This window comes from Actinoplanes sp. URMC 104 (assembly GCF_051386375.1).
Taxonomy (GTDB): Bacteria; Actinomycetota; Actinomycetes; order Mycobacteriales; family Micromonosporaceae; genus Actinoplanes.
Window position 1 is genome coordinate 1,196,633 of record NZ_JBPQTO010000004.1, and the last position, 15,833, is coordinate 1,212,465.

Here is a 15,833-nt window from a genome sequence, read left to right on the forward strand (position 1 = left end):
CCCGCCGCCACCCCGCACAAGGCCGGATCCGCCGCGACCGGCATCGGCGCCCGTCATTCGGTGCCCACCCGCAGCGCCGCGACCGTCGACGCCAGCTCGTCCCACGGGAACAGGGCTGAGCGGGCGCCCCCATGTTCGGCGTCGGCAGCGGAAAGCGGTCCGGATCGAAGATGACGGTCACACCCCAGGACCGCAGCGAGGCCACGCTGGCGCGGAAGGCCGGATGGCGGGCGAGCGCCACGTTCGGCGTGGGGACCGCGACGATCGACAGCGGCAGGCCGATCGCCTCGTTCACCATGCCCAGGGCGAGCGTGTCGCTGGCACCCGAAGCCATCTTGTTGATCGTGTTGAACGTGGCCGGCGCCACCACGAACGCATCGGCCGCCGGCAGGGCGTCCGGCTCGTCGGGTTGCTTGTAGTCGTAGCGGACCTTGTGCCCGGTGATCGACGCGAGCGTGTCGAGATCCATGAACTTGAGAGCCGACGGCGTCGCGACGACGCAGACGTGCCATCGTTGCGCTTGCATCCGCTCGACGAAGCGGGGGAGGTCAGCCGTCGGCCGCCCACCGCAGGCCACGACATACAGCACCGCCTGACCATTGATTGGCATGGCGCTCCATCATTCGACCGGGGACGGAGTCGGATAAGTTCCAGCTCCACCAGCGTTGCAGAACGCGTCCCGGATGGCGCCCCGGTGCTTTGTACCTTCCGAGCGTGACCCGCCCAGCGGGCTAGACTGCCCAGCGATTCTGAACAGGAGAAGCGATCGGAGCAACGATGCAGCTCGGCCAGGTCCTCGACGTCGTCCAGCGGCTGGTCGAAGCCGGCGAACATCCCGACATCGTCAAGGTCGAGCGCTACGGCACGGCAACGGAGCCGTGGGGGCCGACGGTGGCACGGTCGAAGACGACCACGATCGCCGGCCTGAAGGTGACCTTCTCGTCAACCTCGACAGCTTTGCTCAACGGGCGCATCGAGCCGAGCGTGACCGAAGTGGCCATGCCCGACGTGATGCCGCTTCCCACGTTCCGCGCTCCCCGCTTCGTGACCTTCATCGCGCAGCTTCTCGACGTCGCCCGCCCAGCACAGTTCTCGTCCTGGCGTCTGGTGGGTCAGCCGTCGGCCGACCGGGGCAGCCGGATCGCTGAGCTGCCGTACGGCATTTCCTTCGCGTGCGCCGACGGGACGACGATCCTCCTCCTGTGCCAGGCGACCGGCGCCATGGTGGGCGCCGAGCCGTCCGAGGAGCCGTTCCCTGATTACGTCATCCCCGAAGGCGTCAGGACGTGCCTTCAGGAAGTCAGCGCTTAGCCGGTGACAGTTAAGTAGGCTCGCACGAAGAAGCCTCCGACCACGGCGCGGTGGAGATGTCCGGCCGCCGTGATGTCCTCGCCTGCCAGCGTGACGTGCAGGTGGGCCTTTCCTTGAATGACCTCGCCCGTTCCGGATAGTTCCATCGGTTGCGCGTAGCGGCGGAGGTGGTCGGTGCCCTCGTCGTTCTTGGCCATGACTGAGATCTCTGCCTCGTTGACCGCTCCGATCAGCGTGATGACGGCATCACCGAGGCCGAGCTTGTCGACCTCTTCTTGGACCGCCCGGAGGACCTCTTGGTCCTTGTCGACCTGGACGACGTAGGTGGGCAATGAGGCTCCTCGATCTGGTGCTGACCGATGTCGAATCGGGCGGTCGTGCAAGCGTTGCGCCCTGAGCGCTATGCGGATCGGGTCCAGGCGATGAACCGCTCGAATGCGCCAGTGAGCGGGCCGAATCCGGAGTCCATCGCGTAGTCCTCCAAGTACGTCCACATCAGGATGGCGAGCCCGGTTCGGTCGTGTCCCGCCGCCAGCTCCTCGCGCGCCGGGTCGCACGGCCAGTCCTTGCCGCATGCCTCACACTCCCACGTCGGCCGCTTGGCGCGGTGCTCGCCAGTCACCACCGGCCGCCATTCGTACGGTGCTCCTCGGGCGCCGTGAGCGAACCGGCCCCACCTGCGGCCTGGATACGGACGTCCGACGCGGCCTCCCGGTAGGACCTGGTAGCGCGCAGCCGCAACTCCAGGCACGGCCACGGAAGGCCGCAAGTGCATCGGGCGCGGCGAAAGAGTGTCCACGGGCGCTTCTGATGCATGGCGACCCCAGTCAGCCGACTCATGACTGGGGACGCTAAGCCTGTTCCGATGGAGAACGATTACCGGCGGTAATGCGCCGTCATCAGGCGACTCCGATGCGTGAGGCCAGCTCTCGGAGGTGGCGGCCGCCGGCGTTGGCTCGCGCTCGCCGCAGCATCGTCCCCACCGACTCCCGCGCGGCGGGCGAGCGGCGGGTGCGCTGCGGAGCGGTGCGCTCGGCCCGGATGAAACTGGCGATCGCCTCGCTGTCGTTGCGGCGGGTCTGCGCCAAGCCTCGCCCGTAGTCGATGTAATACGCGGCCTTGCGGGTGTCGGAGTCGATCCGGTCCGGCTCGACGCCACGCGCGATCTCACGGACCCGGCCACCCTCCCCGGTGGCCACTGCGATCGACGTTTCCCAGAAGGCGACGTTGGTCGGTCCGAATTGCATCGTGGCGAAGGTGCCCTCACCGGTCCGCTCTGCCAGCTGCCGCGCGACGTCGAGGTGAGCTGCAGTGTCTGCAGCATCCTCGGCGGTCGCAGCCGAGAAGGCAGCCGACAGGTGGAGCATCCCCGAAACTTGCAGCGCTTCGCTCGAGCCGGACCCGCCGTCCAGCCGGTCCGCAGCTTCCACGGCCAACCGGCGGGTGATGGCCTTGCTCTCGGCGGGCAGCGTCACCAGCCGCACGTAGTCAGCCACCCCGCGCCACAGCGGCTCATCCAGCCGGAGGGCCGCCGCGTGCCCGAGGTCGGCGGCGATCATGGCGAGGTCCCCGCAGTTGAGGTGCCGCAGCGTCGAGGTGGCGCAGTGCATCGTCTCGACCAGCAGCCGGAGCGCGGCACGCTGCGTTTGCTCATCGCCGGTCCCCGCGAGGGCGTGCAGGTCGGTCAGCAGGTCCGGCATGAGCAAGCTGAGCTGGTCGTACCGTGCCGCCTTCCAGGTCGGCGCGAGCCCGGCGACCACGGCACGCACTTCCGCCAGCGAACGGCGAGCCTCGACCTGTTCGCCCAGCCGCGCCACGTTGAGGGCGGCGCGGATCGCGGGCACGGTGGACTCCGCAACGCTCAGCTCCGGAGATTCCGGACCGGGCAGGTTGGTCAGATCCGCAACCGAGACTTGGAGCGCTCCGGCCAGGCGGATCAGCGTCGAGCGCTTGTCCACTTCTTTGGTGCCGGCTTCGATCTGCGAGACGTAGCCCTGCGTCATGCCCGCCAGTTCAGCGAGCGTCCTCTGGCTCAGGCCACGCTTGAGCCGCCAGAACCGGACGCGAGCGCCCATGTAGTCCTCGGCCATGCGGATCACCTCCGTTGGTCTGGCTTCCGACGGTACGGGAAGCACTGATGACCGCCTACCGGCTGCGGCCCGGATGGGTGGACATCGGCTGACACAAGCCGACCCGACTCGGGTCCGTCAGCGAAGCCGGCGCCAACGTGGCGAGCCGTTTTCACTGGTGATTGGGCGCGCCCGGCAGGATTCGAACCTGCGACCGACGGATTAGAAGTCCGTTGCTCTATCCGCTGAGCTACGAGCGCCTGAAGCCGCCACAGCTTATCTTGCCGAGGGCGACCCGGGGGTAACCAGCCGTCCCGTCCGTCGCGGCCCGAACGGCTATGTTGGCGGGTCGCCAACTCCGGAGGCGCGCAGCGTCGCGAGGCCGGTGCGGGCGCGGGCCTGCTCGGCGGGGTCGTCGATGGAGCGGGCCAGATCCAGGGCGGTCTCGTACGTCGCCAGGGCCTCCGACCTGCGGCCAGCGCCCAGCAGAGCGGCGCCGCGGCCGTTGAGGGCGCACGTCTGGCCGTACCGTTCGCCCAGCTCGCCGAAGATCGCGATGGCCTTGTCGTACGAGTCGAGCGCGGCGCGGTGGTCGCCCAGCCGGGTGCCGGCGTCGCCCAGGTTGGTCAGGGCCGTGGCCTCGCCGCCGCGATGATTGAGCGACCGGAACAACGCCAGCGCGCGCCGGTGCTGGTCGGCGGCCTCCGAGGGGCGGCCCATCCGCAGGTAGACGTCGCCGAGGTTGGTCAGCGTGTTGGCCTCCCCCACCCGGTCGCCGATCTCGACGAACTTCTGCAGCGCCTGCGCGTGATGGGCGGCGGAGGCCTCCTGGTCGCCGAAGGCGTTGTGCACGACGCCGAGGTTGCCCAGCGCGCGGGCCTGACCGCGACCGTCGCCGAGCTGCCGGAACAGCTCCAGCGAAGCGGTCAGGTGGGTGAGCGCCTCGGGGTGCCGGCCCAGCTGCCAGTACACGACGCCGAGGCTGATCAGCGCGCCCGCCTCGCCGGCGAGGTCGCCCGACTGGACGGCGGCCTGGCGGGCGGCGCTGTGCACGGTGATCGCGTCGGCGGGGTAGCCGCCGTTGTCGAGGTAGGTGTAGAGCGTCGCCGCCAGCCGTACGGCGTGGGCGGGCCAGCCGTTGCGGGCGGCGTGCAGGCAGACGGCGACCAGCGTGGCGCGTTCGGTGTCCAGCCAGTGCAGGGCCGCCTTGGGGTCGGACAGGTCGGGACCGGCGACGTCGCGGGGCTCCAGAACGGGACGGCGGTGGCGCTCGGCGGGGTGCAGGGCGTCCATGGCCGCCGAGGCGGCGTACAGGTAATGGTCGAAGAGGCGGGTCAGCGCGGCGCGGCGGTCGGCGGGCCGTTCCTCGTCGGCGGCGCGCTCGGCGGCGTACGCCCGGACCAGGTCGTGCAGGGTGAAACGCCCCGGCGAAGGCTGCTGCACGAGATGGTCGGCCGTCAGCCGGCGCAGGTGCTCCTCGGTCTCGTCGAGCTCGGCGTCGAGCAGCGCGGCGGCCGCGTACGCGTCGAGGTCCTGACCCGGATGCCCGGCCAGGCGCCGCAGCAGCACCCGCCGCCGGCCGGGCAGACGCTGGTCGGACAGGTGCAGCGCGAGCTGCACACCGTCGTCGAGGCGGTGGTTGCGGTGCCGCTCGTCGAGCCGGTCCGCGTGATCGGCGACCGTCCAGCCCGGCATCGCTGCCATCCGGCCCGCGACGACCGTCAGCGCGAGCGGCAGATAGCCGCAGCGGTGCGCGACCCGCTCGATGGCCTCCGGATCGGCCCCGGCGGGCACCGCGCCCGCGAGCAGCCTCGAGGCCTCCCGCGACGAGAAGACGTCCAGCTCGATGCGCGTCGCGGGGCCGAGGCCGCCGAGCTCGCGCCGGGAGGTCACCAGCGTCAGCGCACCGGGGGCCAGCAGCGGGCGGACCTGCTCGTCGTCCGCGGCGTTGTCCAGGATCACCAGCGCCTGCCGGCCCGCGACCTGCTCGCGGAACAGCGCCGAACGGGCCGCCAGGTCGTGCGGGATCTGCCGCGCCGCCACGCCGAGCGCACGCAGCAGTCCGTCGAGGACGGCGCCGGGCTCGGCGGGTGGCTGCGCCGCGTCGGGATGGAAGCCGCGCAGATCGACGAAAAGCGTCACTTCCGCCGTACGGGCATGGGCCGCACGGAGGGCGAGCTGGGTCTTGCCGACACCGGCCATCCCCGTGATCACGCAGACGCCGGACGCGTGCCGCAGCGCGTCGAGCTCCTGCTCACGGCCGACGAACGCGCCCGCGTCGCTGGGCAGGCGGGTGAGGACCCGTACGGTGGCCGCGGCCTGCCTCTCCGCCAGCGTCGACCGGATCGCCCGCCGCCAGGTCGCCAGGTACGCCTCGTCGTCGTGCAGCGACGCGACCACCGCGACGACCAGTTCCGCGTTGATGCGGCGGCGGCCGGCGCGGAAACAGTCCACGACCGTGCCCCGGCCCGCCGCCACGTCACTCGCATTGACGCGTCTCGTGATCGTGTCGTACGACGGATCGCCCGCCCACGCCTTCAACGCCCGAAGGGTCGCCGCCAGATCGTCGAGGCTGCGGCCGCCGGACGGATCGGGCGGCGGCGCGGCGTTTCCGGCGGGATCCTCGACCATTCGACGAACAGTAGCAATCGACGCCGGTCAGCCGAACCGGTCCTCCGGCGCGGCCGGCACCACGACCTCCGGCGTGCCCACGGGCGGCACGAAAGCGTCGGTCCAGCGGGCCAGTTCGCGGAACACCTCGACGCGCACCTCCTTGCCGGAGAGCGTCAAATCGTGCATGCCGCCGTCGAAACGCGCGATCGTCACCATCGGACCGAGCCGCGGCGCCCAGCGCACGATGTGCTCGACGTCCAGCACGGAATCGGAGATTCGCAGATCGTCGTGCCACGCGCGGCCCCGGAACGTCCGCGTCGAACACGCCACCAGCACCGGCACGTCGATGCCCAGGCCGGCGCGCAACCGTCGCTGACCTCGCCGGATGGCCCCCAGCCAGCCGACCGTCACCGGAAAACCCAGCAGCGGCTTCCACGCCAGGTCGTACGTCCATTCGCCACGGTGCTCGCTGTGCAGGCTCTGCCCGTAGAGCCCCAGCGACGCCATTGGAATCTTCCGATAGGGCGTCCGCCGCCCGGCCGCGATCGTGGCGGCCATGACCGGCCGCTTCAGCAGCCACGGCACGTTGAAATCGAAGAACGGGCTGTTGAGGAATAGTCCGTCGACGATGCCCTGGCCCTGCCGCGAATGCGACCAGAGCGACGTGATCAGCCCGCCGGTGGAGTGCCCGGCCACCAGCATCTGATCGTGGCCGTCCTGCTCGCGGATGATGCGCGCCGCCTCGTCCAGCTCCGGGTAGTAGTCGGTGAGGCTGCGCGCGAAATTGGGCGTCTGATGGGGCAGCAGGCTGCGCCCGTACTTGCGCAGGTCCAGCGCGTAGAAATCCCATCCGCGCTCGACGAAGAAATCGGCCAGATGGGTCTGAAAGAAATAGTCCACGAAACCGTGCACGTAGAGGACCGCCCGGCGACTGGGCCGATCGGCCCGCCGCCGCACCAGCGTCGCCACGACCGCGCCCTCGTCGTCACTGCCCAGGTCGATGGTGTGCCGCTCGTAGGGCGGTCCCAGGACGTCGATCTCCACGCGCCCAGGCTACCCACGCCCGATACCAGACACCGGGGCGTTCGTGGGGTTTTCCACAGGCGCCCCGCTCGTCCACAGCCCCCGGCCCGAGATCCCCCGCCCCCGGCCGCCGAGCGCGAAGCTTCGGACCTCACCGCACCACACCAGGAGGTCACAGTGTTCGACACCCATCTCGCCGTCGTGGGCAACGTGCTGGTCGCCCCGGAGAGCCGCCGCTTCGAGGACACCGGCTCGGTCGTCGCCAACTTCAAGATCGCATCCCACGCGCGCCGCTTCGACCGCGCCAGCAACACCTGGGTCGACGGCAACAGCCTGCGCGTACGGGTCACCGCGTGGCGCCGGCTCGCCGAGGGCGTGCTCTCCTCGATCTCCGTCGGCGACCCCGTCATCGTCTACGGGCGGCTCTACACCAGGGACTGGAAGGACGAGGACGGCAACCCCCGGATCTCGTATGAGATGGAGGCCTTCGCGATCGGGCACGACCTCGCCCGCGGCCGGTCCCAGTTCGTCCGCCGCTCGGCCGCCGCCCAATCCGAGGACGACGTCTTCGCCGGCGGCGGAGCATCGGCGCCCGTCTCCGTCGGCGATGGCGTGCCCGAGGACGAGACGCCCCCGTTCCTCGAGGCCGCGCCCGCCGAGCCCGCGCCGGGTGACTCGCCCGACGACGAGGAGATCGCTGCCGAGGTCGAGCGCATCAACGCCGAACAACCGGCGCCGGCCCGCCGCACCCGCCGGTCCCGGCGCGAGCCCGTCGCGGCCTGACGGCTGCGCCACCGAACCGCCGGCTCCGGGAGTCACCTCTCGCAGGCTCCCGGAGCCGGCCCGGACGGACGGCCGACACCCACCCCGAATGGGGTGGTCCGATCGTGCCGCCCGATAGGGCCACCCGGCCGACCTGCCCGGCTGGGCCCCGGCAGCGCCCGCCCGGCAGACTGGGGCGCGTGCTGTTGAAGGAGATCCGCGCGATCGCGGGCGAGACGCTGGTGCTCGCGCCGCACGACCAGGACACCGAGACCGCCAACACCAGCTGGTTCGGCGCGCCGCCGCACGAGCGCATGGCCCTGTCGGCCGAGGAGGTGATCGGCGCCTTCGAAGAGACCATCGAGCAGCTCCGCGCGCAGGTGGCCGCCATGGCGCACGACGGGCCGGCCACGTTCTACGTGTGGCACGACCAGCAGGCCGGGCAGCTGCGCTGTTCCACGGCGTCGTCGGGAGGGGACGAGCTGCCGTTCACCGAGAAGTACCGGACGACGGACGACCTGCAGGCGATCGTCGTCGAGTTCCTGGAGGACCGCGCGCCGGGCGCGATCGTCTGGGGGGAGTTCGACCCGGTGCCGTTCCCGGACGGGCCTCCGCCGGAGGTGCCGGAAATCCCGGTATGGGTGTGCGACCTGCGGCGATGATCGTCGGGTCGGCGTTGCTGCAAGACCGAAAGGACCGAGGCGTGGCGGGGGCGGGGGCGGGGCCCCGGTCAGGGGACCGGATCGGGCGCGGGGCAAATGGGCTGTTCGCCGGGAAACTCCCGGCTCGGCCGTTTGCGAGGCGGGCGCTGGAAGCGGCGAAGCGCCTCGGAGCGGCGAAGCAGCCCGGAGCGGCGAAGCAGCCCGGGGCGGCGAAACTCCGCGGAGTGCCGAGGGGCCCCGGAGCGGCGGACGCGGCGGGCCTCCTGGCGGGCTACCTGCTCGACGCGCTGCTCGGAGATCCGCGCCGGTTCCATCCGGTGGCGGGGTTCGGGACGGCGGCGGGGGCGCTCGAACGGCGGCTCTACGCACCGAACCGGCGGGCGGGCACGGCGTTCACCACGATCGCGGTGGGGGTGCCGGCGCTGGCCGGGGTTGCCGCGGCACGGGCCACGCGCGAGTTGCCGCTGGTGAGGGCCGCTCTGGTCGCCGCCGCGACGTGGACGGTGCTGGGCGGGCGGACCCTGCGCAGGGAATCGCGGGTGATGGCGAAGCACCTCAAGGGCGGGGACCTCGACGCGGCGCGGGGGCGGCTCAACCACCTGTGCGGGCGCGACCCCGAAGGGCTGGGCGAGCAGGAGCTGGCGCGCGCGACGGTGGAGTCGGTCGCGGAGAACACGTCGGACGCGGTGGTCGCGCCGCTGGTGTGGGGCGGGGTGGCGGGGCTGCCGGGGCTGCTGGCCTACCGGGCGGCCAACACGCTCGACGCGATGGTGGGGCACCGGTCGCCGCGGTACGAGCGGTTCGGGACGGCCTCGGCACGGCTCGACGATCTGCTCAACCTGGCGCCGGCGCGGCTGACGGGGCTGCTCACGATCGTGGCGGCGCCGGTGGCGGGCGGGTCGCCGAGGGAGACGCTGCGGGTGTGGCGCCGCGACCGCAACGACCATCCGTCGCCCAATGCCGGGCAGTGCGAGTCGGCCATGGCGGGGGCGCTGGGCGTACGCCTGGGGGGCCGCAACGTCTACTTCGGACGCAGTGAGAACCGGCCGTTCCTGGGGGACGGGCCGCGTCCGTCCGCCGTGCACCTGCGCCGCGCCGCTCGCATCTCCGGCGTCGTGGGCCTGCTCGCCGCCGCGATCTCAGCAGGCGCAGCCTTGGCGAGAGCGGGCAGGCAATGAGCGGCGAGGGCAGGCAGGCAATGAGCGGCGAGGGCGGCAAGCGACGAGCGGCGAGAGCAGGCAGGCGGTGAGCGGCGAGGGCGGGCAGGCGACGAGCGGCGAGAGCGGGCAGGCGACGAGCGGCGGGAGCGGGCGGACCATGGGCGGCGGGCTGCTGGTCGCGGGGACGACGTCGGACGCGGGCAAGAGCATCCTGACCGCGGGCATCTGCCGCTGGCTGCATCGGCGGGGCGTCAAGGTGGCCCCGTTCAAGGCGCAGAACATGTCGAACAACTCGGTCGTCGTGGTGGGCCCGGACGGGCGCGGCGGCGAGATCGGCCGCGCGCAGGCGATGCAGGCCGCGGCCTGTGGCATCGCGCCCGACCTGCGGTTCAACCCGGTGCTGCTCAAGCCGGGCAGCGACCGCGAGAGCCAGGTGGTGCTGCTCGGCAAGGCGGTCGACACGGTCACGGCGGGCAACTACCGGTCGATCAAGCCCCGGCTGGCCGAGACGGCGTACGCCGCCCTGGCCGAGCTGCGGACCGAGTACGACGCGGTGATCTGCGAGGGCGCGGGCAGCCCGGCGGAGATCAACCTGCGGGACGGCGACTTCGTCAACATGGGCCTGGCGCGGCACGCGGGGCTGCCGGCGATCGTGGTCGGCGACATCGACCGGGGCGGGGTGTTCGCGGCGCTGTTCGGCACGGTCGCCCTGCTCGACGAGGAGGACCAGCAGCACGTCGCGGGCTTCGTCATCAACAAGTTCCGCGGCGACGACAAGCTGCTGCGGCCGGGCCTCGACATGATCACGTCGGTGACGCAGCGGCCGGTCCTGGGCGTGCTGCCGTTCCACCGCGACGTCTGGGTCGACGGCGAGGACTCGCTGGCGTACAACGGGGTTCTCGGCCGCACCCCGGGCCCGGTCGGCACCGAGTGGCTGCGGGTCGCCGTGGTGCGGCTGCCGAGGCTGTCCAACGCCACGGACGCCGAGGCGCTGGCGGCCGAGCCGGGCGTCCAGGTGCGCCTGACCGTCGAGCCCGCCGAGATCGCCGACGCCGACCTCGTGGTGATCCCGGGCTCGAAGGCCACGGTGAGCGACCTGACGTGGCTGCGCGACACCGGGCTGGCCGACGCGATCCACGCCCACGCCGCAGCCGGCAAGCCGCTGCTCGGCATCTGCGGCGGCTTCCAGATGCTCGCCGAGGCCATCCACGACGACGTGGAGAGCCGCCGGGGGACCGTACGCGGTCTGGGTCTTCTGCCCGTCGAGGTCACCTTCGCGCCGCGCAAGCAGCTGGCCCGCCCGACCGGCGAGGGCCTCGGCGCGCCCGTGTCCGGCTACGAGATCCACCACGGCGTCGTCACCCGGCGCCACCCCCGACCCCTTCTCCGGTACGCCGACGGGCAGCCCGAGGGCGCGGCCGAGCGCAACGTCTTCGGCACGCACTGGCACGGCGCGTTCGAGTCGGACGAGTTCCGCCGCCGCTTCCTCACCGAGGCCGCGCGCCAGGCGGGCCGGCACGGCTTCACCGTGGCGGCAGGAACCGACTTCGCGGGCGTACGCGAGAGGGCGCTCGACGTGCTCGGCGACCTCGTGGCGGAGCACCTCGACACCGATGCGCTGTGGCGGCTGATCGAGAACGGCCCGCCGCGGGGGCTGCCGTTCCTGCCGCCCGGGGCTCCGCCGCGTGCCTGAGCCGACCGTCGACGAGCTGGCCGCGTACGTCCTGGGTCTGCCCCCGCGTCTCGGCGCGACCCGTCTGGTCTCCGTCGACGGGCCGAGCGGCGCCGGCAAGACACGGTTCGCCGCGATGCTCGCGGCCGCGCTGGCCTGCCCGGTCGTGCACACCGACGACCTGCTCGACGGCTGGGACGACCAGTTCACGTTCTGGACCCGCCTGGAGGAGCTGGTGCTCGGGCCGCTGCGCCGCGGCAGGGCGGCGACCTACCGCCCGTACGACTGGGGGACCGGCGGCTTCACCGGCCCGCCGGTCACCGTGCCCCCCGCCCCGGCCGTCCTGCTGGAGGGCGTGAGCGCCGCCCGGCGCGAAGTTCGTCCCGAACTGACCCTGTCCGTCTTCGTCGACGCCCCTGCGCAACTTCGCTGGGAGCGCGCGATCGCCCGGGACGGGGACGACAGCGTTGCGTATCGGAAGTACCTTGAGCGCTGGCGGGCCGCCGAGGACCGGCACTTCGCCGCGGACGCGACGGCCGCGCACGCGGACCTGATCGTCGACGGCGCACACGGCCGCATCACACAGGGGTGGTAACGATGACGACCGACGACGAGAACCGCCCGGTACGCAGGCGGGTTCCCCTCACCGGCATCAGCTCGCGGGCCTGGGAGCACCCGGCCGACCGCGGCGCGCTGACGGCCCTGCGCGAGCTGCGCGGCTTCGACGACGTGGTCAAGGCGTTCTTCGGCATGTGGAACGAGCGCGGCTTCCGCCTGCAGTTCCTGGCCGGAGCGATCCGGGTCGACCACCGGCAGTACCCGCGGGTCTACCAGCTGTTCACCGAGGCCGCCAGCACGCTCGACGTGGCCGAGCTGCCCGATCTGTTCGTCGCGCAGGACCCCATCATCAACGGCTCGGCGATCGGCCTCGACAAGCCGTTCATCGTGATCTCCACGGGGGCGGTCGAGCGGCTCGACGACGACGAGCTGCGCGCGATGCTGGGCCACGAGATCGGCCACGTCCGCAGCGGTCACGCCGTCTACAAGACCATCATGATGATCCTCACCCGCTGGGCGGCGAACCTGAGCTGGCTGCCGGTGGGCGCGATCGCGCTGCGGGCCATCATCGCGGCGATGTTCGAGTGGTGGCGCAAGGCCGAGCTGTCCGCCGACCGGGCCGGGCTGCTCGCCGGTCAGGACCCGGCCGCGTCCATCCGGCTGCTGATGAAGCTGGCCGGCGGCGGCGACCTGTCGCAGATCGACACGGCCGCGTTCCTCGAGCAGGCCGCCGACTACGAGAGCGGCGGCGACCTGCGCGACAGCATCCACAAGCTGGGGATGACCGCGTGGAGCACCCATCCGGTGCCCGTGGCCCGCGCCTCCGAGCTGCGCAAGTGGGTCGACTCCGGGGCGTACGCGGAGATCCTCGGCGGCGACTACCCGCGCCGCGACTCCGACGGCGACGCCTCGTTCTCCGACGACGTGAAGGCCGCCGCGCAGTCGTACCGCGAGACGTTCAACAACTCGCAGGACCCACTGGTGGGGCTGCTGCGCAAGCTCGGCGACGGCGCCGCCGACCTGGCCGGGTCCGCCGCCCGCGGCGCCCGCACCTGGGTGGGCGACGCGTCCCGCCGCAATCGCCGCACCGACGGCGACGCCTGAACGAAGCCTAGGATCACTCACATGAGCTTGAGTGAGAACGATCTGCGCGCCGCGATCGCGCGGGAGATGCCGGGAGTCCGCGCCGACCTGGAGCGGCTGGTCCGCATTCCGGGCATCGCCTTCGAGGGCTTCGACCACTCCCACGTCGAGCGCTCCGCCGAGGCGGTGGCCGAGCTGCTGCGCGGCTGCGGCCTGGACACGCAGATCGTGCGGCGCGGCGGTCAGCCGGCCGTGATCGGGCGCAAGGCCGCCCCCGAGGGCGCGCCGACCGTGCTGCTCTACGCCCACCACGACGTCCAGCCCGCCGGCGACCCGGCGCTCTGGAGCAGCGACCCGTTCGAGCCGGTCGAGCGTGACGGCCGCCTCTACGGCCGCGGCGCCGCCGACGACAAGGCCGGCGTGATGGCCCACGTCGCCGCGCTGCGCGCGTTCGGCGACCAGCTGCCGGTCGGGGTGGTCGTCTTCGTCGAGGGCGAGGAGGAGTACGGGTCCGACTCGCTCGACGCGATCATCGAGGAGTACCGCGAGGAGCTGCGCTCCGACGTGATCGTCATCGCCGACTCCGGCAACTGGGACATCGGGCAGCCCGCCCTGACCACCTCGCTGCGTGGCCTGGTCAACCTGTTCGCCGAGGTCAGCGTCCTCAAGAGCGCGGTGCACAGCGGCATGTTCGGCGGTCCGGTGCCCGACGCGCTGACCACGCTGGCCCGCCTGCTCGCGACCCTGCACGACGAGCAGGGCGAGCCGGCCGTCGACGGGCTGGCCGGGCGCGAGGGCGCGAGCGTCGACTACCCGGCCGACCGGTTCCGGCACGAGGCGGGCATGCTCGACGGCGTCGAGCTGATCGGCAAGGGCTCGATCACCGACCGCATCTGGACCAAGCCCTCGATCTCGGTGCTCGGCATCGACGCGCCCCGCACGTTCGAGGCGGCCAACGCCCTGCAGCCGACGGCAAAGGCCAAGATCAGCGTACGGCTGGCGCCCGGTGACGACCCCAAGTCGGCGTACGCGGCGATCCGCTCGCACCTGGAGAAGCACGTGCCGTGGGGCGCGCGCGTCGAGGTGACGCTGGAGAGCGACGGCTCGCCGTGCGTGATCGACGCGACCGGGCCGGCGTACGAGGCCGCGCGCGCCGCCTTCCGCTCGGCGTGGGACGGCACCGACCCGGTCGACATGGGCGTGGGCGGCTCGATCCCGTTCATCGCCACCTTCCAGCAGATGTTCCCGCAGGCCGCGATCCTGGTCACCGGCGTCGAGGACCCGCACTCGGGCGCCCACGGACCGGACGAGAGCCTGCATCTCGGCGAGTTCGAGCGCGTGTGCGTCGCCGAGGCACTGCTCCTCAAGAACGTGGCGGAGACCTTGTCGGCGAAGTAGGGGGCGGCCCATGGCCGAGCTGTCGTGTGACGTGCTGGTGGCGGGCGCGGGCCCGACCGGGCTGATGCTCGCCAACTGGCTGGTCAGACTCGGGGCCGACGTGATGGTCGTGGACGGCAAGGAGGGCCCGACCCGCGAGTCGCGCGCCCTGGTCGTCCAGGCGCGCAGCCTCGAGATCTACGACCAGCTCGGCCTCGCCGACCAGGTGCTGGGCGCCGCCCGGCGGGCCGACGCGATCGCGCCCGGGTTCGCCGACCGGGCGTTCGGCCGCATCCCGCTCGGCCCGCTCGGGGGCGAGCTCACGCCGTACCCGTACATCGAGGTCCTCGAGCAGAGCCGCAACGAGGAGATCCTCTACGACAACCTGCAGAAACTCGGCGCCGGCGTGCGGTGGGAGACGCCGGTGACCGCGGTCTCGCAGACCGACGAGGGCGTCGAGGTCAAGGCGGGCAACGACACCGTACGGGCCCGGTTCTGCGTCGGCTGCGACGGCGCCAACTCGGTGATCCGCCGCGCGCGCCGCATCGAGTTCGAGGGCATCACGAACCCGCACCGGTTCTACGTGATCGACGCGCTCGGCGTGGGTGGCCTCGTCGAGAACGCGATCAACGTACGCCCGGGGGGCGCCGACTTCCTGCTCGCGTTCCCGATGGAGGGCCGCAACGCGTGGCGTCTGCTCGGGCTCGTCCGCGACGCCGACGGGGACGGGCAGTTCACCGAGGAGGACGTCCGGCCGCGGCTCAGGGACTTCGCGGTCACCTACAGCGAGTCGCGCTGGTTCGCCACGTACCGGGTGCACCACCGGATCGCCACCACGTTCCGCGACGGTCCGTTCTTCCTGGCCGGCGACGCCGCCCACGTGCACTCCCCGGTCGGCGGCCAAGGCATGAACACCGGGCTGCAGGACGCGCACAACCTGGCCTTCAAGCTCGCCGACGTGCTGCACGGGCGGCGCCGGGACGCCTGGCTGGACCGCTACGAGGCGGAGCGGTGCCCGGTGGCCCGGACGCTGGTGGGCACGACCGACCGGGTCTTCGGCGCGATCACCTCGCAGGGGCCGGTCGCCCGCGCGCTGCGCCGCGCCGTGGTGCCGCTCCTCGCGCCCGTCGGCGTGCGTTTCGTGCCCCGCGCTCCCGGGGGATCGACGCTGTTCCAGTACGTGTCGCAGATCCGCATCCACTACTGGATGACGCCGAACGCGCGGGCCGCGGCGGGTGGGCGGCGCGATCCGGTGGTCGGCCGCCGGCTGCCCTGGACCGGGGAGAACTTCGCCGTGCTGCGCGACCTGCGGTGGCAGATCCACGCGTACGGGGGAGTGGAGGCGTCCGCCGTTCCCGACCTCGGCGTGGCCGTGCACGTCTTCCCGCCCGCCCCCGCCACCGGCCTGCGGCCCGGCACGCTCTACCTGGTGCGCCCCGACGGCTTCGTGGCCGCCGAGGCCGCGCCCGCCGAGGCCGCCGGCGTCTTTCCGGCCCTGATGAGCGGCTGAGTCACGGCGGCGCCCGTCACGCACAGCAAACAG

Annotated in this window: 13 protein-coding genes, 1 tRNA gene and 1 pseudogene; 9 read left to right on the forward strand and 6 right to left on the reverse strand. The window is 72.3% G+C overall.

Features of this window, described 5'->3' with window-relative positions; translation table 11 throughout:
- Positions 1–253: 253 nt before the first annotated feature.
- A pseudogene (locus tag ACSNN8_RS19475) lies at positions 254–610 on the reverse strand (flavoprotein); the annotation flags it as partial.
- 167 nt (positions 611–777) lie between these two features.
- Between ACSNN8_RS19475 and ACSNN8_RS19480 the strand changes: the two are divergent.
- Positions 778–1,311: a hypothetical protein gene (locus ACSNN8_RS19480; RefSeq protein WP_436650634.1), complete on the forward strand. Its 534-nt coding sequence runs from the start codon at positions 778–780 to the stop codon at positions 1,309–1,311.
- Here the strand turns inward: ACSNN8_RS19480 and ACSNN8_RS19485 are convergent.
- From ACSNN8_RS19485 to ACSNN8_RS19505, 5 genes are all read right to left on the reverse strand, one after another.
- The gene (locus ACSNN8_RS19485; RefSeq protein ID WP_436650635.1) at positions 1,308–1,643 is read right to left on the reverse strand and encodes a PCC domain-containing protein; all 336 of its coding nucleotides are present in this window, start codon (positions 1,641–1,643) and stop codon (positions 1,308–1,310) included. The genes ACSNN8_RS19480 and ACSNN8_RS19485 overlap by 4 nt on opposite strands.
- 567 nt (positions 1,644–2,210) lie before the next feature.
- Positions 2,211–3,401, reverse strand: a complete 1,191-nt coding sequence (locus tag ACSNN8_RS19490) for a helix-turn-helix domain-containing protein (RefSeq protein ID WP_436650636.1) — start codon at positions 3,399–3,401, stop codon at positions 2,211–2,213.
- A gap of 166 nt (positions 3,402–3,567) precedes the next feature.
- A tRNA-Arg gene (locus ACSNN8_RS19495) sits at positions 3,568–3,640 on the reverse strand.
- A gap of 76 nt (positions 3,641–3,716) precedes the next feature.
- On the reverse strand, positions 3,717–6,011 hold the full coding sequence (locus ACSNN8_RS19500) for a tetratricopeptide repeat protein (RefSeq protein WP_436650637.1): 2,295 nt from the start codon (positions 6,009–6,011) through the stop codon (positions 3,717–3,719).
- Between the two features lie 27 nt (positions 6,012–6,038).
- A complete protein-coding gene (locus ACSNN8_RS19505; protein ID WP_436650638.1) occupies positions 6,039–7,037 on the reverse strand; it encodes an alpha/beta hydrolase in 999 nt (332 codons plus the stop codon).
- Between the two features lie 156 nt (positions 7,038–7,193).
- Here ACSNN8_RS19505 and ACSNN8_RS19510 point away from each other — a divergent pair, with 156 nt between their 5' ends.
- From ACSNN8_RS19510 to ACSNN8_RS19545, 8 genes are all read left to right on the forward strand, one after another.
- Positions 7,194–7,799 carry a single-stranded DNA-binding protein gene (locus ACSNN8_RS19510; RefSeq protein ID WP_436650639.1) on the forward strand — a complete coding sequence of 202 codons (606 nt, stop codon included), beginning with the start codon at positions 7,194–7,196 and terminating at the stop codon, positions 7,797–7,799.
- Between the two features lie 179 nt (positions 7,800–7,978).
- The gene (locus ACSNN8_RS19515) at positions 7,979–8,440 is read left to right on the forward strand and encodes a hypothetical protein (protein WP_436650640.1); all 462 of its coding nucleotides are present in this window, start codon (positions 7,979–7,981) and stop codon (positions 8,438–8,440) included.
- Positions 8,441–8,664: 224 nt separating this feature from the next.
- Positions 8,665–9,618, forward strand: coding sequence for a cobalamin biosynthesis protein (locus tag ACSNN8_RS19520; RefSeq protein WP_436650641.1), 954 nt, complete (start codon positions 8,665–8,667; stop codon positions 9,616–9,618).
- A gap of 139 nt (positions 9,619–9,757) precedes the next feature.
- Positions 9,758–11,293 (forward strand): cobyric acid synthase, encoded by a 1,536-nt coding sequence (locus tag ACSNN8_RS19525; RefSeq protein ID WP_436650762.1) that lies wholly within the window; start codon positions 9,758–9,760, stop codon positions 11,291–11,293.
- Positions 11,286–11,867 carry a uridine kinase family protein gene (locus ACSNN8_RS19530; protein WP_436650642.1) on the forward strand — a complete coding sequence of 194 codons (582 nt, stop codon included), beginning with the start codon at positions 11,286–11,288 and terminating at the stop codon, positions 11,865–11,867. Before ACSNN8_RS19525 ends, ACSNN8_RS19530 begins: the two co-directional genes overlap by 8 nt.
- Positions 11,868–11,869: 2 nt before the next feature.
- Positions 11,870–12,934, forward strand: coding sequence for a M48 family metallopeptidase (locus ACSNN8_RS19535; RefSeq protein ID WP_436650643.1), 1,065 nt, complete (start codon positions 11,870–11,872; stop codon positions 12,932–12,934).
- Positions 12,935–12,955: 21 nt separating this feature from the next.
- Positions 12,956–14,311: a dipeptidase gene (locus ACSNN8_RS19540; protein ID WP_436650644.1), complete on the forward strand. Its 1,356-nt coding sequence runs from the start codon at positions 12,956–12,958 to the stop codon at positions 14,309–14,311.
- A 10-nt stretch (positions 14,312–14,321) separates the two neighbouring features.
- Positions 14,322–15,800 (forward strand): FAD-dependent monooxygenase, encoded by a 1,479-nt coding sequence (locus tag ACSNN8_RS19545; protein WP_436650645.1) that lies wholly within the window; start codon positions 14,322–14,324, stop codon positions 15,798–15,800.
- Positions 15,801–15,833 lie beyond the last annotated feature (33 nt).